At 64.9% G+C, this 17,108-nt stretch carries 19 protein-coding genes; 8 read left to right on the top strand and 11 right to left on the bottom strand.

The window, feature by feature from the left end; all coding sequences use genetic code 11:
- Positions 1–2 precede the first annotated feature (2 nt).
- Positions 3–560 carry a thiamine phosphate synthase gene (locus WG900_RS12350; RefSeq protein WP_339967487.1) on the bottom strand — a complete coding sequence of 186 codons (558 nt, stop codon included), beginning with the start codon at positions 558–560 and terminating at the stop codon, positions 3–5.
- Between WG900_RS12350 and WG900_RS12345 the strand changes: the two genes are divergently transcribed.
- Entirely contained in the window at positions 559–1,221 is a 663-nt protein-coding gene (locus tag WG900_RS12345; protein WP_339967485.1) for a YggS family pyridoxal phosphate-dependent enzyme, read from the top strand. The genes WG900_RS12350 and WG900_RS12345 overlap by 2 nt on opposite strands.
- On the opposite strand, the gene WG900_RS12340 is transcribed toward WG900_RS12345, so the two are convergent.
- The gene (locus tag WG900_RS12340) at positions 1,218–3,485 is read right to left on the bottom strand and encodes a TonB-dependent receptor (RefSeq protein WP_339967483.1); all 2,268 of its coding nucleotides are present in this window, start codon (positions 3,483–3,485) and stop codon (positions 1,218–1,220) included. The genes WG900_RS12345 and WG900_RS12340 overlap by 4 nt on opposite strands.
- A 122-nt stretch (positions 3,486–3,607) precedes the next feature.
- On the bottom strand, positions 3,608–5,086 hold the full coding sequence (gene pyk, locus WG900_RS12335; RefSeq protein WP_339967482.1) for a pyruvate kinase: 1,479 nt from the start codon (positions 5,084–5,086) through the stop codon (positions 3,608–3,610).
- A gap of 69 nt (positions 5,087–5,155) precedes the next feature.
- Here pyk and WG900_RS12330 point away from each other — a divergent pair, with 69 nt between their 5' ends.
- Together WG900_RS12330 and WG900_RS12325 are read left to right on the top strand one after the other, a co-directional pair.
- Positions 5,156–5,491 carry a DUF1244 domain-containing protein gene (locus tag WG900_RS12330; protein WP_339967760.1) on the top strand — a complete coding sequence of 112 codons (336 nt, stop codon included), beginning with the start codon at positions 5,156–5,158 and terminating at the stop codon, positions 5,489–5,491.
- Positions 5,492–5,762: 271 nt separating this feature from the next.
- Positions 5,763–5,999, top strand: a complete 237-nt coding sequence (locus WG900_RS12325; RefSeq protein WP_310533650.1) for a DUF2312 domain-containing protein — start codon at positions 5,763–5,765, stop codon at positions 5,997–5,999.
- Between the two features lie 6 nt (positions 6,000–6,005).
- On the opposite strand, the gene WG900_RS12320 is transcribed toward WG900_RS12325, so the two are convergent.
- Entirely contained in the window at positions 6,006–6,743 is a 738-nt protein-coding gene (locus WG900_RS12320; RefSeq protein ID WP_339967481.1) for a CPBP family glutamic-type intramembrane protease, read from the bottom strand.
- 119 nt (positions 6,744–6,862) lie between these two features.
- Between WG900_RS12320 and WG900_RS12315 the strand changes: the two genes are divergently transcribed.
- The 4 genes from WG900_RS12315 (at position 6,863) to ruvA (ending at position 9,260) form a co-directional block, all read left to right on the top strand.
- A complete protein-coding gene (locus WG900_RS12315; protein ID WP_339967480.1) occupies positions 6,863–7,180 on the top strand; it encodes a heavy metal-binding domain-containing protein in 318 nt (105 codons plus the stop codon).
- A gap of 57 nt (positions 7,181–7,237) precedes the next feature.
- On the top strand, positions 7,238–7,981 hold the full coding sequence (locus tag WG900_RS12310; RefSeq protein WP_339967479.1) for a YebC/PmpR family DNA-binding transcriptional regulator: 744 nt from the start codon (positions 7,238–7,240) through the stop codon (positions 7,979–7,981).
- Between the two features lie 147 nt (positions 7,982–8,128).
- Positions 8,129–8,605, top strand: a complete 477-nt coding sequence (gene ruvC, locus WG900_RS12305; protein WP_339967478.1) for a crossover junction endodeoxyribonuclease RuvC — start codon at positions 8,129–8,131, stop codon at positions 8,603–8,605.
- A gap of 52 nt (positions 8,606–8,657) precedes the next feature.
- On the top strand, positions 8,658–9,260 hold the full coding sequence (gene ruvA, locus WG900_RS12300; protein ID WP_339967476.1) for a Holliday junction branch migration protein RuvA: 603 nt from the start codon (positions 8,658–8,660) through the stop codon (positions 9,258–9,260).
- Positions 9,261–9,298: 38 nt separating this feature from the next.
- Here the strand turns inward: ruvA and WG900_RS12295 are convergent, their stop codons facing one another.
- Positions 9,299–9,571 carry a GIY-YIG nuclease family protein gene (locus tag WG900_RS12295; RefSeq protein WP_339967759.1) on the bottom strand — a complete coding sequence of 91 codons (273 nt, stop codon included), beginning with the start codon at positions 9,569–9,571 and terminating at the stop codon, positions 9,299–9,301.
- A 188-nt stretch (positions 9,572–9,759) separates the two neighbouring features.
- Between WG900_RS12295 and ruvB the strand changes: the two genes are divergently transcribed.
- Positions 9,760–10,788 (top strand): Holliday junction branch migration DNA helicase RuvB, encoded by a 1,029-nt coding sequence (gene ruvB, locus WG900_RS12290; RefSeq protein ID WP_339967475.1) that lies wholly within the window; start codon positions 9,760–9,762, stop codon positions 10,786–10,788.
- Between the two features lie 509 nt (positions 10,789–11,297).
- On the opposite strand, the gene WG900_RS12285 is transcribed toward ruvB, so the two are convergent.
- The 6 genes from WG900_RS12285 to WG900_RS12260 form a co-directional block, all read right to left on the bottom strand.
- The gene (locus tag WG900_RS12285; RefSeq protein ID WP_339967473.1) at positions 11,298–11,834 is read right to left on the bottom strand and encodes a hypothetical protein; all 537 of its coding nucleotides are present in this window, start codon (positions 11,832–11,834) and stop codon (positions 11,298–11,300) included.
- Positions 11,835–11,840: 6 nt separating this feature from the next.
- On the bottom strand, positions 11,841–12,185 hold the full coding sequence (locus WG900_RS12280; protein WP_339967472.1) for a hypothetical protein: 345 nt from the start codon (positions 12,183–12,185) through the stop codon (positions 11,841–11,843).
- A gap of 215 nt (positions 12,186–12,400) precedes the next feature.
- The gene (locus WG900_RS12275) at positions 12,401–12,919 is read right to left on the bottom strand and encodes a rhodanese-like domain-containing protein (protein ID WP_339967470.1); all 519 of its coding nucleotides are present in this window, start codon (positions 12,917–12,919) and stop codon (positions 12,401–12,403) included.
- 53 nt (positions 12,920–12,972) lie between these two features.
- Complete coding sequence (locus tag WG900_RS12270; RefSeq protein ID WP_339967468.1) at positions 12,973–13,230, bottom strand: CBU_0592 family membrane protein; 258 nt, start codon at positions 13,228–13,230, stop codon at positions 12,973–12,975.
- An 85-nt stretch (positions 13,231–13,315) separates the two neighbouring features.
- On the bottom strand, positions 13,316–15,988 hold the full coding sequence (gene acnA, locus WG900_RS12265; protein WP_339967467.1) for an aconitate hydratase AcnA: 2,673 nt from the start codon (positions 15,986–15,988) through the stop codon (positions 13,316–13,318).
- 180 nt (positions 15,989–16,168) lie between these two features.
- Positions 16,169–17,062 carry a DMT family transporter gene (locus tag WG900_RS12260; protein WP_339967466.1) on the bottom strand — a complete coding sequence of 298 codons (894 nt, stop codon included), beginning with the start codon at positions 17,060–17,062 and terminating at the stop codon, positions 16,169–16,171.
- Positions 17,063–17,108 lie beyond the last annotated feature (46 nt).

Raw genomic sequence — 17,108 nt, 5'->3', positions numbered from 1 at the left:
CCTCAGGGACTCAACCCGTCGATGGCCGCCCAGCCATGGAGCGGCATCCGCGCGGCGCGGCGCGGGGTCATTCCGCCGAGCGCAAGCGCCGGAATGCGCGAATTCTGCGCCATGAACAGGAAGCGGAGCGGCCCGAGGGCACCTGCACCGGGGTGGCTCCGTGTGGCGAATACGGGCGAGAGCAGAGCTGCATCGGCGCGGGCCACGCGGCGCAATTCGCGCAGGGAATGGACGGTGGCGAGACGCAGTCCGGCCAGCCCTTTTCCCAGCATGCGGGCCGAGCCATAGGCGCCGTCAGCCCTCCAAGCGCGCGCCTCCCGCATGGTCCCGGCAAGCACGACGCTATGTCCGCGCAGCCGCGCCAGCCGCTGGAGTTGGCGGAAGCGCGCCCACCGCTCCGGCTCAGGCAAGTGGTAATGGCGGAACACCAGTCCGCTGCCGCGCGGCAGGCGGCGCAGCGCCGCCTCCAGCGCGCCGTCATTGCGCGCGTCAGAGATCAACCACAGACGAGGAACGGATGGGTAGCACTTCGACACGCGCACGCTATAGCAGCGCGCCATGAGCGATCCAGCCAAGCTTCTTGCCGACATCCGCGCCCGCATCGACCGTGCCGCGCGCCTCGCCAACCGCCGTGCCGACAGCATCACGCTGGTCGCGGTGAGCAAGACTCACCCCGCCGAGGCCATCGTCCCGCTGATCGCGGCGGGCCAGCGCGTGTTCGGCGAAAACCGCGTGCAGGAAGCTGCCGAAAAATGGCCTGCCCTGCGCGAGGCGCACGAGGGCATCGAACTGCACCTCGTCGGCCAGCTGCAATCGAACAAGGCCGACGATGCCGTGGCGCTGTTCGATTGCATTCACTCGCTCGACCGGCCCAGCCTCGTCACCGCGCTTGCCCGCGCGATGGACAAGGCCGGGCGTCAGGTGCCCTGCTTCATCCAGGTCAACATCGGCGCGGAAGAACAGAAGGGCGGCTGCGCGATTGCCGAGACCCCCACGCTCATCGCCGAGGCCCGCGCTGCCGGCATCCCCCTCGCCGGGCTGATGTGTGTACCGCCAGTGGGCACCGAGCCCGCGCCCTACTTCGCGCTGCTCGACAAGATCGCGACCAGCGAGGGCCTCACCGGGCTGTCCATGGGCATGAGCGACGATTTCGAAACCGCGATCATGCTGGGCGCCACCCACGTGCGGGTGGGCAGCGCCCTGTTCGGATCCCGCGCCTAGAAATCCATCGCCGCTTCCAGCCCCAGCGTGCGCCCCTTGGCCAGCGGCGAGAAGGTGCCGGCGGCTGGACGCGGATCGTAGGGGCGGTTGTTGCCGTCGGAGAACGCCCCGCCGGCAAACGGCAGCTGGGTATCGCCGCCGAACTGCACCTGGTCGAGCAGGTTCCGGCCGAACACGGTCAAGCGGATCGCCGGTTCGCCAAGGTCCAGCGTGACGCTGGCGTCGAGCCGGTCAGAGGCGGAATTCCAGCCCCAGTTGTTGTCGGTATAGGCAAAGCGCGAGCGGTGCTGGAAGTCAGCGCGGAGCGTGATCGCAGCCTTCTCGCCGATCCCGGCGCGGTATGATCCGCCAAGGCCCCAGGTCCAGCGCGGGGCGCGCGGCAGGTCGACGAGCAGGTCAGCCGCATTGATCACGCCGTCCGAATTAATGTCGAACTTCACTGCCGTGTAGCGCGCGTCGATGTGGCCAACCGAAGCGGTGAGGCTCAGGCCTTCGATGGGCCGCGCCACCACTTCCAGTTCGCCGCCGCGAATGCGGGCGTCAGCGGTATTGAAAATCGACTGCGCGAGGCCCGAAGTGGCCGATGGCACATTGATTTCGCGCTGCATATTGGCCACTTCGCTCTGGAACAGCGTGGCCTGAACCGCCAGCCGGCCATCGCCGGTCTGCCACTTCGCGCCGAGTTCAAAGCTGTCGACCCGCTCGGGCTGATAGGCCGGCGAGCCGAGCGTGGCGGCGACCTGTTCAAAGGCGGCAGGCTGGGTAATCCGCAGATTGTAACCGCCCGAACGCCGCCCGCGCGACCAGCCGCCCCACAGGAACGCGCCCTCCGCGGCTTCCCAGCCGAGTCGTACACTGGGGCTCAGCGAATTCCAGCTCGCCTTGTGAGTGAAGCCGTTGTTTTCGGTCGGCGCGAGCGAATTGGTGCCGCTAACCGGGCAGGTCGCATCGACTGCCGAACAGGCGGTGCGCGGACGCACATAAGTGACGAAAGCCTGCTTGGCTTCGTGCGACCAGCGCAGACCCGCGGTAAGCTTCAGGCCCTTGGCGAGTTCAGCCGCAGCCTGCCCGTAAACCTCGGCCTGATCGTGCTTCATCCGCCCGCCGCCGTACTGGGTGGCGGCGAGGTAGCGCACCTCTTCGTAACCGACCGACTGGTGGAAAAGGTAGCTGCCCAGCGTCAGGTCGAATGCGCCGATGCTTTGGGTGTAATAGAGGTCGTTCGACACCTGCTCCTGCTTTGTGCGGGTATCCGAATGGAAAATCGTGACCGGCGAGGAATCGATGTCGTTGCGGGTCGACAGGTCGTATTTGCGCCAGCCGAAAACGTTGGTCAGCACGCCGTCACCGGCATCGTATTCGGCGCGGGCAGAGACGAACTTGCTGCGCGAGTGGTGGTAGCCGGGCTCGTTGATCGAGAGGCTGAAGCTGTCGCGCGCGTTCTGGCCGTTGTTGTGCGTGGGCGCGCCATCGCCGTCGCTGCGGTTCCATTCGCCCTTGATCGTGACCTTGAAATCCGCCGTGGGCCGCCAGGCGAGGCCGGCGCGCAGCACGGTATTGTCATAGCCGCCGACCGGAGCGCCAGTGAGAGCATTGCGGAAATAGCCGCCGTCAGTGGTGTGCAGCGCGCCGAGCCGCACCGCGAACGTATCGCTGACCGGGCCCGAAACCACCAACCGCGCCGTGCCGAGCGGCGATCCGCGTCCGCTGTCGATCGGGCCTTCAAAGCCCACGCGGGCCTGTCCGCTCCAGCCATCGAATTCGGGGTCGGCGGTCTGGACCAGCACCGCGCCGCCCGTGGTGTTGCGCCCGAAGACCACGCCCTGCGGCCCGCGCAGCACGTCGATGCGGCTGACGTCGAGCGCGTCGAACACGCTACCGGCGTTGACGCCCATATAGACGCCATCGACATAGAGCCCGACCGCAGGGTCGATCGAGGGGATCGAGCTGTTCACGCCCAGCCCGCGGATCGCGAAGTTGGCAACGCCCTTGAACGTGCCGATCTCGTCCAGCGAGACATTGGCGAAGGCCTGGGTCAGCGAGGAGATCGTGGTGAACTGGCGCGCTTCGAGATCGGCCTCGGAAAGGGCAGCCACGCTGCCGGCATAGGTCTGGACGTTTTCGCCAGCCGGCTGGCCCTTGACCACGATCACCACATCGTCGGCGGTTTCTGCCTCGTCAGCAAAAGCCGGTGCGGCCATGGCGCAGAGGGCGCTGCCCAACAGCAGTGTGATCTTCGACGTGGTGTTTCCGGTGGCCCGCATTATGTTGCTCCCTGCGACAGTCTTGTGGCGAATTTAATCGATCGATTAAACTCATTTGCCGCGCCCTTAACGGGCCTGTTCGCAATTGCAACAATTAATGCAGAGCCGGCCTTTCCGTAGCGTCAATCGCCGCTGTGGCGTTCCAGTTCGTCACCCGTGAGCGTGACGACATGGAGCAGGTTGGTCGATCCCGGAGTGCCAAACGGCACGCCCGCCAGTGTGATCAACTTTGATCCCGCCGTACCGAAACCGTGGCGCAGCGCCATGCGCTTTCCTTTGGCGATCATCTCCTCGAACGAGCCGATGTCCTTTGTGTGGACGGCATGCGCGCCCCACAACAAAGCCAGCTTGCGCGCGATCTTGGGGCTGGGGGTAAGCACCAGCATCGGCACGTTGGGCCGTTCGCGTGCCACGCGGCGCGCCGTGCTGCCCGAGCCGGTGAAGATGATGATGCCCGAAATCGACACCGTCTCGGTAATCTGCGCCGATGCGCGGGCGAGCGCGTTGGCGGTCGTCGCATCGGGGCGCATTTCGGCGAAGTGGACGCGCGCGGCATAGCCGGGATCGCGCTCCACCTGTTTGGCGATGCGGTCCATGATCGCGACGGCTTCCTCGGGCCAGGCTCCAGCGGCGGTTTCGGCCGAGAGCATGACCGCATCGGCGCCGTCGTAGATCGCGTTGGCCACGTCGGACACTTCGGCGCGGGTCGGTGCCGGGCTTTCGATCATCGATTCGAGCATCTGCGTGGCCACGACCACCGGCTTGCCCGAACGGCGCGTGGTTTCGACGATGCGCTTCTGCAGCGGCGGCACTTCCTCGGGGTTGAGCTCGACGCCAAGGTCGCCGCGCGCCACCATGATGCCGTCGGAAAGCTCGATAATTTCGGCCAGCCGATCAATCGCGGCGGGCTTTTCGATCTTGGCCATCAGCGCGGCCCCGGAGGCCTGCATGCCGCCCATCAATTGCCGCGCCTCGGCCACGTCTTCGGGCCGCTGGACGAAGGACAGGGCAATCCAGTCCGCGCCGTGTTCAACGGCAAAGGCCAGATCGCGCCGGTCCTTGGGCGTCAGCGCCGGGATCGGCACCACGGCATCGGGCACATTGACGCCCTTGCGGTCCGAAATAACGCCGCCGACTTCCGCCGTGCAGAGAATCTCGTCCGCGCCGGCGCGGATCACGCGCAGGCGGATCTTGCCATCATCGACCAGCAGACGCTGACCTTTTTCGAGTACGGCGAACAGTTCCGGGTGCGGCAGGCAGACGCGGTTTTCGTCGCCCGGTTCGGGATTGCGGTCGAGCGTGAAGTGGCTGCCGTGGCGGATGACCGTGCGGCCGTCCTTGAACTGGCCGACGCGCAATTTCGGCCCCTGCAGATCGCACAGCACGGCGATCGGCCGGCCAAAGTCCTTCTCCGCCGCGCGAACGCTGGCGATCGTTTCGGCATGGGTGGCGTGGTCGCCGTGGCTCATGTTGACGCGGAAGGCATCGACCCCTGCGCGCAGCAGGCGGGCGATCATTTCGGGCGAGCGGCTCGCCGGTCCGAGCGTTGCCAGGATCTTCACCTTGCGCCCGCGATGGTCGAACTGATCGGTCTTGGCCACGAAAACTCCTTTGCGAATACACCCGCGCCTATGGCAAAGATGGCGCGAAAACCCAAGGACGAATGCCCGATGAGCTGCACCGAAGACACCATTTTCGATGGAAACGACCCGCTCGACGCGATCGACGACGCGGTTGCCGCGCAAGCGTTTCGCCGCCTTGTCCGACATTTGCGGGTGCGGCACGATGCCCAGAACATTGACCTGATGGGGCTGGCGGGCTTCTGCCGCAACTGCCTGGCCGACTGGATCAACGACGCCGGGGCCGGGATGGACAAGGCTGGGGCGCGCGAAGTGATCCACGGCATGCCGGCGGGCGAATGGAAGGAGCGCTTTCAGACCAAGGCCACGCCCGAACAGATGGCGCGCATGGAGGAGAGTTTGAAGAAGAACGGCGGGAGTCACTAAAGCGCAGCCAAAAAAACTCGTCATCCTGAACTTGTTTCAGGATCCCTCGCGCCGCACATCCTGAGCTATGGAAAGGGGCGCAAACGGCGCCGCTGGTCCGCCGCGAAAGCCACCGCGCGTGGGGAGGAATGGTTCCTGAAACGAGTTCAGGATGACGGCATCTCGCGTTTCCGGCTTCTACCCTATCTTTCCACAGCTCTGACTTTGCCCGAATCTCTCGCCGTCGCTATCGGCCCTCGCAAGCGATTCACTATCACCCGGAGATTCCCCCATGGCCGAGAACACCGACGACCGCCTGCGCCTGCTGATCGAACGCGTGGAGCGGCTCGAGGAAGAGAAGAAGGGCATCGCCGACGACATCCGCGACGTCTATGCCGAAGCCAAGGCCGTGGGTTACGACGCCAAGATCATGCGCCAGATCGTCCGCCTGCGGAAAATGAAGCCCGACGATCGCAGCGAAATGGAAATGCTGCTTGATACCTACAAGGCCGCTCTCGGCCTCGGCTGAGGACAGTCAAAGCCCCAGAAACGTCGGTGCGACCGCCAATGCGTTCGCGCCGGCGTGGGCCAGCATCGCAGCGGCAAGGCCCAGCCGCATGCGCATGAAGCCGAAGACCAGTCCCGCCCAGACCTGCGGCAGGATCAGCGGCAGCGCGAGCAATCCCGGCGAGGGATAGTTCGACAGGTGGACGAGGCCGAAGACCAGCGCCGTCCCCCAGAAAATCACCGGAAAGAACCGTCCGAACCAGCCAGGTGCCGCGCGTTTGCGCAGCAGGTACCAGCCTAGCGGCATGGCCAGCAGCACGAGGCCGACCACCGCCAGCCGCAGCGGCGTGCCATCGGCCAGCAACATCGCCGCCAGTGCCAGTGCGGCCAGCCCGCCCAGCAGCCATAGCGCGCGGGGCCGTCCTGCCAGCCAGCCGCGGAACACCGTTTCCTCGATCACTGGCGCGGCAAGCACCACCAGCGGCACCAGCCATTCGCGCGGCACCTGATCGAAAGCGTCAGGCCCGGGCAGGCCGGTTACCTTCATGTAGAGCGTCAGCACGACGAGCAGGACGACCAGCCCGACGACATCGAGAAGCCAAAGCGCGCCAAACGCGCGCCAGGCGCCGGGTGCCTTCAGGCTACCGGGAACCTGATGGACCGGGCGGCGCAGATAGGCGGCGAATTCGCGCCATGAGGCGAGAAACGGCGTCGGGGCCAACGGGGACACCGGCGGGGCGGCTGACGGGGCAAGTGCGTCTGACATCGGCCCGCTCTTAGCCGAAGAAAAGTTAACGCGCGATCAGTGCTCTTGCTCCCGCCCTTGTCGGCGGCCCGCGCCATCCTATCTCGGTATCCGGTTCACGCCTGAGGAGATTAAGTGCCATGATCGTTACCACCACCGCCATGATCGAAGGCAAGCCCGTGCGCGATTACAAAGGCATCGTCACCGGTGAGGTTATCGTTGGCGCCAACATCTTCCGCGACCTGTTCGCCGGTATCCGCGACATTGTCGGCGGCCGCTCGGGTTCCTACGAAGACGTCCTCGCCCGCGCGCGCAAGCAGGCGCTGGAAGAGATGGAGGCCGAAGCGAAGCGCGTCGGCGGCAATGCCGTGATCGGCGTGGATATCGATTACGAGGTGTTGGGTTCCAACGGCTCGATGCTGATGGTCAGTTGCTCGGGAACTGCCGTGGTTGTCTGATCGGCGTGTCTCCGCTAGGGGCGGACAACTTCCAAACCCTAGCTGACGGCAGATTCCATGGCAGGCCATTCCAAGTTCAAGAACATCATGCACCGCAAGGGCGCGCAGGACAAAAAGCGTTCGGCGCAGTTCTCCAAGCTCAGCCGCGAAATCACCGTCGCGGCGAAGATGGGCATGCCCGATCCGGACATGAACCCTCGCCTGCGCGCTGCGGTCAACGCCGCCAAGGCGCAGTCGATGCCCAAGGACAATATCCAGCGCGCGATCGACAAGGCGAGCAAGGGCGACGGCGAGAACTACGAGGAAGTGCGCTATGAGGGTTACGGCCCCGGCGGCGTGGCCCTCATCGTCGAGGCGCTGACCGACAACCGCAACCGCACCGCCACCAACGTGCGCACCGCCTTTGCCAAGAACGGCGGCAATCTGGGCGCCAGCGGCGCGGTGAGCCACGGCTTCGACCGGCTCGGCCTGATCGAATATCCCGGCAAGGCGGGCGACGAGGACACGGTCCTTGAAGCCGCGATCGAAGCCGGTGCCGACGATGTCGAAAGCGACGAGGACAGCCACGCGATCTGGGTTGCGGTGGAAAACCTCCACCCGGTCGCCCGCGAGCTCGAAAAGACGCTGGGCGAAGCCGAGGGCGTCAAGCTGGCATGGAAGCCGGGGCTGAAGGTCGAAGTAGACGAAGCCGCCGCCACGACCCTGCTCAAGCTGATCGACGTGCTCGACGATGATGATGACGTGCAGGCAGTCTGGGGCAATTACGAGATACCTGACGACGTTATGGAAAAGCTGGGTTGATCGCCTTTGCCTCCCCGAACCGGGGAGGGGGACCACGCGAAGCGTGGTGGTGGGGGCTATCCTTGCTGAGCGGCGCATGAGGGAGAGCCCCCTCTACCACGCCGCTTCGCGTCGCGGTCCCCCTCCCCGGTTCCGGGAGGAACACCCATGCTGATCCTTGGCATCGACCCTTCGCTGACCTGTACCGGCTGGGGCATCGTGTCCAAGGTCGGCAACCGGCTAACGCACATCGCCAACGGGCAGGTGAAGACCTATGCCAAGGCCACGCTGCCCGAACGCCTCGTTACGCTGGATCGTGAACTGACCGATGTGATCCTGCTCCACCGGCCCGATGCGGCGGCGGTGGAGGAGGTCTTCGTCAACATGAACCCGCAGTCGACGCTCAAGCTGGGGCAGGCGCGCGGCGTCTGCCTGCTCGCCGCCGCGCGTGCCGGACTGCCGGTGGCGGAATACGCCACGCGGCTGGTGAAGAAGGCGATCGTGGGCACCGGCGGCGCGGACAAGACACAGGTTCAGGCGATGCTGGGCGTGCTGCTGCCGGGGGCGAAACTGGCCGGCGCCGATGCGGCGGACGCGCTCGCCGTGGCGATTGCCCACGCGCATCTGATGGGGTCGCTGCGCTGACATAAGCCAGCAGGCTTGCCTTGCGCGAATCGCAAGTGCATAGGAACAAACCATGATCGCCAAGCTCACCGGCACGCTCGACGACTTCGGCCCCGACTGGGCAGTGATCGACGTTTCCGGCGTCGGCTACCTCGTCCATTGCAGCGCCAAGACGCTGACTGCGTTGGGCATCAGGGGCGACAGCGTTACGATCCACACCGAACTGCAGGTCAGCGAAAACGACATGCGCCTGATCGGCTTCGCCAGCGGTGCGGAGCGCGAATGGTTTCGCCTGCTGACCGGCGTTCAGGGCGTGGGCAGCAAGATGGCGCTGGCGGTGCTCTCGGCGCTGTCGACCGAGGATCTGCAGAAAGCCTGCGCCAGCGGCGACGCGGCGATGGTGGCGCGGGCGCAGGGCGTAGGGCCAAAGCTCGCCAGCCGCATCGTCAACGAATTGAAGGACAAGGCCGGCGCCCTGCCGACTGCGCCGGGTAGCGTGACGCTCGCCTCGGCCCCGGCGGGCAGCGCGAGTGCGGACGCGGTCTCGGCGCTGATGAACCTGGGGTTCAAGCCGAACGTGGCGACCGATGCGATTGCGCGGGCGATGGACGAGCTTGGCGATGGCGCGGCGCTCAATGATCTGATCAGGGTCGGGCTGAAGAGGGCGGCGGGGTGATGGGCCAACCTCTCACCCAACGTCATCGTGAACTCATTTCAGGATCCATCACGCCCCTTGCCCGGAGAAAGCGGCGGAAAGCCCAACCCCACCGCCAGGTCCGCCCAGTGCGGATTGACCGCATTGATCAGGTTGATCTTCCATTGGCGGCGCCAGTTCTTGAGCTGCTTTTCGCGCAGGATGGCTGGTTCCATTTCGCCGAACAGTTCGTAATGGACCAGCCGGTGGACAGCGTAACGATTCGAGAAACCCGGCGTCAAACTGCTACGATGCTGCGAAATTCTGCCGACAAGGTTCGACGTTACACCAATATAGACCGTGCCATATCACCCGCTCGCAAGGATATGGACACAAGGCTGACGCTCTTCCCTCATGGGCCTGAGACTGGGGCGAAATGGACCCTGAACCAAGTTCAAGGTGATGATGGTGAGAGCGTTGTTCTGCAAACTCGTCATGCTGAACTTGTTTCAGCATTCATCGTGCCGCAAGCACCGCACGCATGACCGATAACACCCACCTCACCCCGCTCCGCCAACCCGAGGACGTCGACGCCGCGCTCCGGCCCAAGACGCTTGCCGAATTCGTCGGACAGGCCGGGGCGAAGGAGAACCTGCGGGTGTTCATCGAGTCCGCGCGCAGCCGGCGGGAGGCGATGGATCATGTGTTGTTCTATGGCCCGCCCGGCCTCGGCAAGACGACGCTGGCGCAGATCGTTGCGCGCGAGCTGGGCGTGGGTTTCCGCGCCACCTCCGGGCCTGTCATTGCCAAGGCGGGCGATCTTGCCGCGCTGCTGACCAACCTTGATGAAGGCGACGTCCTATTCATCGACGAGATTCACCGGCTCAATCCCGTGGTCGAGGAAATCCTCTACCCGGCGATGGAGGACCGCACGCTTGATCTGATCATCGGCGAGGGGCCGGCGGCGCGGTCGGTGCAGGTGCCATTGCCTGCCTTTACGCTGGTCGGTGCCACGACACGTCAGGGCCTGCTGACCACCCCGCTGCGCGACCGCTTCGGCATCCCGGTGCGGCTGAATTTCTATACGATCCCGGAACTTGAAAGCGTCGTCACGCGCGGCGCCGGGCTGCTGGGCCTGTCCATCGCCCCCGAAGGAGCGCGAGAGATTGCCCGCCGCGCCCGCGGCACGCCGCGCGTGGCCGGCCGCCTGCTGCGCCGGGTGCGCGACTTCGCCCATGTCGCCGGAAATGGCACCGTGACATGGGAAGTGGCCGATGATGCGCTGACCCGGCTTGAGGTCGATGCGCTCGGCCTCGATGCCATGGATCGGCGCTACCTGACGATGATCGCCGACATCTACAAGGGCGGTCCGGTGGGCGTCGAAACGCTCGCCGCCGGCCTGTCCGAACCGCGCGACACGGTGGAAGAGGTGATCGAGCCCTACCTGATCCAGCTTGGCCTCGTCGCCCGTACCGCACGCGGACGTTGCCTCAATGACCGGGCATGGCAGCACCTGGGACTGATTCCCCCGTCCGGCAGCCAAACTGGCCTGTTCAGCGATAGCGAATAGGCCCGTGCGGTAACCAAAGGCGGGCCAAACGGTTCCATAACGGGACAGGTCTTCGCCAAGGCCCGAAAAAGTGGCGAATTTTTCGTAAATCGGGACGCAAAGGACGGTTAACGTGATTGTCGTATGGGGAGCTCTCTGCGTTTCTGAACGCACAGGGGCATTGGTCCGGCAGGTGTATTCCCACCTTTCGGGCGTCAGGCCTCCAGGACGAGAGAGAAGACCATGTCGATTCGAACGGCCCTCGCAAAGTTGTCTGTCGCTGCCGCTGGCGGTGCGTTGATTGGTGGCGGAGCGGTCCACGTGGCGGAAGCCCCGAAGACCAGCAACCCCGCTTACGTCAAGCACGTGAAGGGCACGGCAACACGCGTGGTCAAGGGCAAGCCCAAGGCGCAGCGCTATTATGTGGTCCGCAGCGAGCCGCGCAAGGTCAAGCGCGTGCGCCGGATCGTCAAGCGCACCACCTGCTGCGAGGCGACCCAGCAGATGGCGATGGTGCCAATGGCAGCGCCTTATATGCCGCCGCTTCCCCCGATGCCTTCAGGCAGTTCGGGCGGCACGGTGGTGATCGGCGGATCGAGCGGCGGCTTCGGCTTCGGCGGCGGGTTCTTCGGCGGCTTCTTCGGTGGCAGCAGCTCGGGCGGCGGTTCAGTGGTGATCACCTCGACCTCGACCGGTGGCATCACCAGCTCGACATCGTCGGGCGGTTCGGGCGGTAGCTCGACTTCTACCTCGGGCGGATCGACCAGCACTTCGGGCGGGTCCAGCTCGACCACTTCGGGCGGCGTCAGCACCTCGACTGGCGGTGTATCGACTTCGACTTCGACCAGCTCGGGCAATGTCTCCAGCTCGTCGGGCAACGTGTCTTCGTCGAGCGGCAACGTTTCGAGCTCCTCAGGCAACGTCTCGTCCTCTAGCGGAAACGTCAGCTCTTCGTCGGGTAACGTCTCCAGCTCGTCCAGCTCCTCTTCGTCCTCATCTTCGTCGAGCTCGTCGTCGTCTTCGTCCAGCTCTTCGGGCAGCAGCTCGGGCGGTTCGACCGGCGGCAAGCCGGGTCACGGCACGTCGAGCGGCAGCCATGGCGGCTCGTCGGGTTCGTCTGGTTCTTCGGGATCCAGCAGTGGGTCTTCCTCGGGAAGCTCGTCGGGATCGTCGAGCGGTTCGTCCTCGGGATCAAGCTCGGGTTCGTCGAGCGGATCGTCCTCGGGTAGCTCGTCCGGCTCCAGCTCCGGATCGTCGAGCGGCTCCTCGTCGGGCAGCTCTTCGGGGTCCAGCTCGGGTTCGTCCTCGGGATCGAGCAGCGGCTCGACTTCAGGCAGTACCTCAGGATCGACTTCGGGTTCATCGAGCTCTTCGACTTCCAGCTCGTCCAGCTCCTCTACCTCATCAGGTGGCTCCACCTCGACCTCTTCGGGCGGTCATGAAGTTCCGGCTCCGCCGATGTTGATCTTGTTCGGCGCGGCAGCTGCCACGCTCGCCGGGCGTCGCCGTCTGGCAAAGGCCAGGAACGCCAAGGTCATCGACAAGGCGGCCTGACGCACAAACTCAGCTCTCCGGAGCAAAAACCTGGGGCGGTCCATCGCGGGCCGCCCTTTTCGTATCTGGGCCCTGTCTCTCAACGAGCTCGCGGCGCGCCGGTGCCAACCCAGCCGACGGCGGGATCGTCCATGCCGATCACGTCGGCCAGTTCCCAGACATTGCTGTAACCATAGCCGTGCAGGTTGATGAAGGTCGGAATGTTGAGCGCCAGCGGTGCCGCCTTGGTGACCACGGGCGCGCGGTTATCGCGGAAATTGTTGTTGCAGTAGATGTAGATCGGCCGATTGCGGTTGGGGCCAATGACTTCGGCCAGCGCCTCTGCGGTAAAGTCGGAGAACGGCAGGTTGACCGCATCGTCCAGATGCCCGCGGGCAAAGGCGGCGGGCGATCGCGCATCGAGCAGCAGCGCCCCTTCGGCACGAGCGCGGCGGGCGAACTCGGGCCATGCCAGCCGGTGCTTTTCGCGCACCTTGGCAAGGTTTCCGACAAGGCCGGTGAAGCCCTGATAGTCGATCTGCGGATTGACCGGTGCCTTGGCCATGGCAGGCGTTGCCATGGTCAGCGCCAGCGCCATTAATGTGATCGCGGTTTTCATGCGTCTTCGCTCCAGCCCCCCGGTGAGGACTGCAAGGCTGCGCGGGCGCCGCTTTATCCCGGCTGAACAGTGCCGCGCGCAATCCGCCACAGGGTGAACAGCCCGACCGCCATCCACACCACGTTGAGCGCGGTCGAGGGTATCGCGCCGTGCCAGCCCGAATTGACCACGAAGCCCGCTGCAGCGACGATGTTCATCCACTGATAGGTCCGCGACTGGCCCGAAAGCTGCCCGGTGGAGACGAGGATGTAGGACGCCAGGATCAGCAGCGCGGCGATCCAGCCGCACGTTTCGATCAGCACTTCCGTCATTGCGTCCTCCAAAACACTGCGGCCCAAAACAGCAGCGGGGCGAGAAGCCGAAGCTCCCCGCCCCGCCATGTGTAGTCCAATGCGATCAGGCGGCCAGCTTGCGCAGCACGAAGTGCAGGATGCCGCCGTTCATGTAGTATTCGACCTCATTGGCAGTATCGATGCGGCACAAAGCGGTGAAGCTGAACTGGCTGCCGTCCTTGCGGGTGACGTTCACGGTCACATCCTGACGCGGCTTCATGTCGGCCACGCCTTCGATGGTGAAGCTGCAGTCGCCGTCGAGGCCAAGGCTGGAGCGGGTGTCGCCGTCCTTGAACTGCAGCGGCAGCACGCCCATGCCGACGAGGTTCGAGCGGTGGATACGCTCGAAGCTTTCGACAATCACCGCGCGCACGCCGAGCAGGTTGGTGCCCTTGGCCGCCCAGTCACGACTGGAGCCGGTGCCGTATTCCTTGCCGGCGACAACGACCATCGGCGTGCCCTCGGCCTTGTGCTTCATGGCAACGTCATAGACCGCGCCAACCTCGTCGCCGAAGCGGCTCATGCCGCCTTCAATGCCAGGGACCATCTCGTTTTTGATGCGGATGTTGGCGAAGGTGCCGCGCATCATGACTTCGTGGTGGCCGCGACGCGCGCCGTAGGAGTTGAAGTCCGCCTTGGCGACCTGATGCGCCATCAGCCATTCGCCGGCGGGGCTGTCTGCCTTGATGTTGCCAGCCGGGCTGATGTGATCGGTGGTGATCGAATCGCCGAGGATCAGCAGGGGCTTCGCGTCGACGATGTCGGTGACCGGCGCCGGGGTCATCGACATACCCTCAAAGTAGGGCGGGTTGGCGACATAGGTCGATCCGGCGCGCCACGAATAGGTTTCCGATCCGGTGACATTGATCGCCTGCCAATGCTTGTCGCCAAGGTAGACGTTGGCATAGCGGGCCTGAAACATGGCGCGGTCCATGCAAGTTGCCATGGTTGCGAAGACTTCGTCATTGGTCGGCCAGATGTCCTTGAGATAGACGTCCTGGCCATTGCTGCCCTGCCCGATCGGCGTGGTGACGAAGTCTTCGATGACCGTGCCCTTGAGCGCATAGGCGACGACCAGCGGCGGCGAAGCGAGGAAGTTGGCGCGCACATCCGGCGAGACGCGGCCTTCGAAGTTGCGGTTGCCCGAGATCACGGCAGCGGCGACGAGGCCGTTTTCGTTGATCGCCTTGCTCAGCGGCTCGGCCAGCGGGCCGGAATTGCCGATGCAGGTGGTGCAGCCATAGCCGACAAGGTTGAAGCCCACCGCATCCAGATGCTCGGTCAGGCCGGCCTTGTTGAAGTAATCGGTAACGACCTGGCTTCCGGGGGCAAGGCTGGTCTTGACCCAGGGCTTGGGACGCAGGCCGAGTTCGTTTGCCTTCTTTGCGACGAGGCCGGCGGCAACCATCACGCCGGGGTTTGACGTGTTGGTGCAGCTGGTAATGGCAGCGATCACGACGTCACCATCGCCGATGTCATAGTCCTTGCCCTCAACAGCAACGCGGGTCTGCACCTTCTTGTAGGTGTCGGTCATGTCCTGATTGAACACGTCATCCACCTGATCGAGCGAAACGCGGTCCTGCGGGCGCTTGGGGCCGGCGAGCGAAGGTACGACGGTGCCGAGATCGAGTTCCAGCGTCGAGGTGAAGATCGGTTCGACCGAGGGATCGATCCAGAAGCCCTGCTCCTTGGCATAGGCTTCGACCAGCGCGATCTGCTCTTCCTCGCGGCCGGTAAGGCGCAGGTAGTCGAGCGTCTTGTCGTCGATACCGAAGAACCCGCAGGTGGCGCCATATTCGGGGGCCATGTTGGCCAGCGTGGCGCGGTCGGCCAGTGTCAGGGCAGCAAGGCCGGGGCCGTAGTATTCAACGAAGCGGCCAACAACGCCATGCTTGCGCAGCATGTTGGTGGCGGTGAGCACGAGGTCGGTGGCGGTGACGCCTTCCTTCAGCGTGCCGATCAGCTTGAAGCCGACGACTTCGGGGATTAGCATCGAGACCGGCTGGCCGAGCATAGCAGCTTCGGCTTCGATCCCGCCTACGCCCCAGCCGAGCACGCCAAGGCCGTTGACCATGGTGGTGTGGCTGTCAGTGCCGACGCAGGTGTCGGGATAGGCAACCGTCACGCCGCTCTGGTCGGTCGAGGTCCACACGGCCTGGGCTATGTTTTCAAGATTGACCTGGTGGCAGATGCCGGTGCCCGGGGGCACGGCGTAGAAGTTGTTGAGCGACTTCGAACCCCACTTGAGGAAGTCATAGCGCTCCATGTTGCGCTGATATTCGATCTCGACATTCTGTTCGAACGCCTTGGCATTGCCGAATTCGTCGACCATCACCGAGTGATCGATGACAAGGTTCACCGGCACCAGCGGGTTGATCTTGGAGGTGTCGCCGCCAAGCTTGGCGATGGCATCGCGCATGGCGGCCAGGTCGACCACGCAGGGAACGCCGGTGAAATCCTGCAGCAGCACGCGGGCCGGACGGTACTGGATCTCGTTGGACGATTCGCTGGGGCTCTTCTGCCAGTCGGCAATAGCCTGAATGTCGGCGGTGGAAACGGTGAAGCCGCCGTCTTCAAAACGCAGCAGGTTTTCCAGCAGGACCTTCATCGAGAAGGGCAGGCGGCTGACGTCGCCGATCTGCGCGCTCGCCTTCTTGAGTGAGTAATAGGCATAGTCCTTGCCACCAACGGTGAGCGTGGAACGGGTGCCGAGCGAGTCCTGTCCGACCTGAGTCATGCCTGCGTGATCTCCTGCTGTAAAAGCCCCGGGGGACGGCGGCAATTGCACCGCAGCAGGGCCCTGTTTCGGCGCCGCCGATGCGCGCGATTGTGCGCTGCGTCAAGAGGTGCGCCCATCAGAAATGCGCCAAATACGGCCTTTTGACCTTGGTTTACGCCCCGGCGGCGGCGTTCGGCTTCACAGAGCGGTCTGCTCGCTATGTACGGGCCGCCCCTGCCTTGCCGCGATCCAGCAGCCGAGCACGATCAGGGCAACCCCGGCCAGCGTCGCGCCGGTGACCTGTTCATCGAACATCAGCCAGCCCAGCAGCGCCGCCCAGATGAAGGCGGTATATTCCACCGTCAGCAGCGCCTGCGCCTCTGCCTGACCATAGGCCCATGACAGCAGCATCAACGAAACCGCGGCGAGGAGCGCGCTCAGAGCGATCTGGCCGGTGGTTTCAAGACCCGGAAGGACTAGCAGCCACGGCGCCAGGACGGCAAGGAACAGCCCGGAAAAGCTCATCTGGAACAGCGCCACCTCGACCGGGCTGGCGATCTGCGCCTGCTTGCGCTGGAGGATCAGGTTGATGGCATAGAGCACGGCCGACAGGAGCATGGCGGCAATCGCCAGCACGGCCTCGCCATCCATGTTGCGCGCGCCAAGCTGGTTCGCGGCGATCACCACGACTCCCGAAAGGCCGAGCAGCGAGGCGATGATTGCCCCGCGCGTGACTTTCTCTCCCAGCACCACGGCGGCAAGGTACAGCGCGATCAGTGGGGCGATGAATGAAATGGCGATGCCTTCGGCCATCGGCATCCGGGCGAGCGCCCAGAAAAAGGTCACCGCCATCGCCGCGCTGATCGCGCCGCGCAGGGCGTGGAGCTTCAGGGCTTCGCGGTCGGGCATCGCGCCCCGGCGCGCGCGCCATAAAGGGAACATGATCACCGCGCCCAGAAGCGAGCGCACCATCATCGCCGAATAGGCGCCCACCGCCAGCGTGGCGCCTTTCATGAAGGCGTCCATCGCACTGAACAGCGCGATGCCGAGCGCGGCCGCGGCGAAAGGCAGCAAGGTGTGGCGGCGGTGCATCGTCCGGCCATAGATGTGGCGGAGAGCGAAGGCCAGCGCGGCAATT

Source organism: Novosphingobium aquae (assembly GCF_037572715.1).
GTDB lineage: Bacteria > Pseudomonadota > Alphaproteobacteria > Sphingomonadales > Sphingomonadaceae > Novosphingobium > Novosphingobium aquae.
Note: the sequence above shows the minus strand (reverse complement) of the source record. Positions and strands in the feature narration are given on the sequence as shown.

Excerpts from the sequence above, each read along its gene's own strand:
- WG900_RS12345 (WP_339967485.1), top strand. The coding sequence starts at position 559 with ATGAGCGATCCAGCCAAGCTTCTTGCCGACATCCGCGCCCGCATCGAC.
- WG900_RS12350 (WP_339967487.1), bottom strand. The coding sequence starts at position 560 with ATGGCGCGCTGCTATAGCGTGCGCGTGTCGAAGTGCTACCCATCCGTT.
- WG900_RS12340 (WP_339967483.1), bottom strand. The coding sequence starts at position 3,485 with ATGCGGGCCACCGGAAACACCACGTCGAAGATCACACTGCTGTTGGGC.
- WG900_RS12330 (WP_339967760.1), top strand. The coding sequence starts at position 5,156 with ATGAGCTGCACCGAAGACACCATTTTCGATGGAAACGACCCGCTCGAC.
- WG900_RS12325 (WP_310533650.1), top strand. The coding sequence starts at position 5,763 with ATGGCCGAGAACACCGACGACCGCCTGCGCCTGCTGATCGAACGCGTG.
- WG900_RS12320 (WP_339967481.1), bottom strand. The coding sequence starts at position 6,743 with ATGTCAGACGCACTTGCCCCGTCAGCCGCCCCGCCGGTGTCCCCGTTG.
- WG900_RS12315 (WP_339967480.1), top strand. The coding sequence starts at position 6,863 with ATGATCGTTACCACCACCGCCATGATCGAAGGCAAGCCCGTGCGCGAT.
- WG900_RS12310 (WP_339967479.1), top strand. The coding sequence starts at position 7,238 with ATGGCAGGCCATTCCAAGTTCAAGAACATCATGCACCGCAAGGGCGCG.
- ruvC (WP_339967478.1), top strand. The coding sequence starts at position 8,129 with ATGCTGATCCTTGGCATCGACCCTTCGCTGACCTGTACCGGCTGGGGC.
- ruvA (WP_339967476.1), top strand. The coding sequence starts at position 8,658 with ATGATCGCCAAGCTCACCGGCACGCTCGACGACTTCGGCCCCGACTGG.
- ruvB (WP_339967475.1), top strand. The coding sequence starts at position 9,760 with ATGACCGATAACACCCACCTCACCCCGCTCCGCCAACCCGAGGACGTC.
- WG900_RS12275 (WP_339967470.1), bottom strand. The coding sequence starts at position 12,919 with ATGAAAACCGCGATCACATTAATGGCGCTGGCGCTGACCATGGCAACG.
- WG900_RS12270 (WP_339967468.1), bottom strand. The coding sequence starts at position 13,230 with ATGACGGAAGTGCTGATCGAAACGTGCGGCTGGATCGCCGCGCTGCTG.
- acnA (WP_339967467.1), bottom strand. The coding sequence starts at position 15,988 with ATGACTCAGGTCGGACAGGACTCGCTCGGCACCCGTTCCACGCTCACC.
- WG900_RS12260 (WP_339967466.1), bottom strand. The coding sequence starts at position 17,062 with ATGCACCGCCGCCACACCTTGCTGCCTTTCGCCGCGGCCGCGCTCGGC.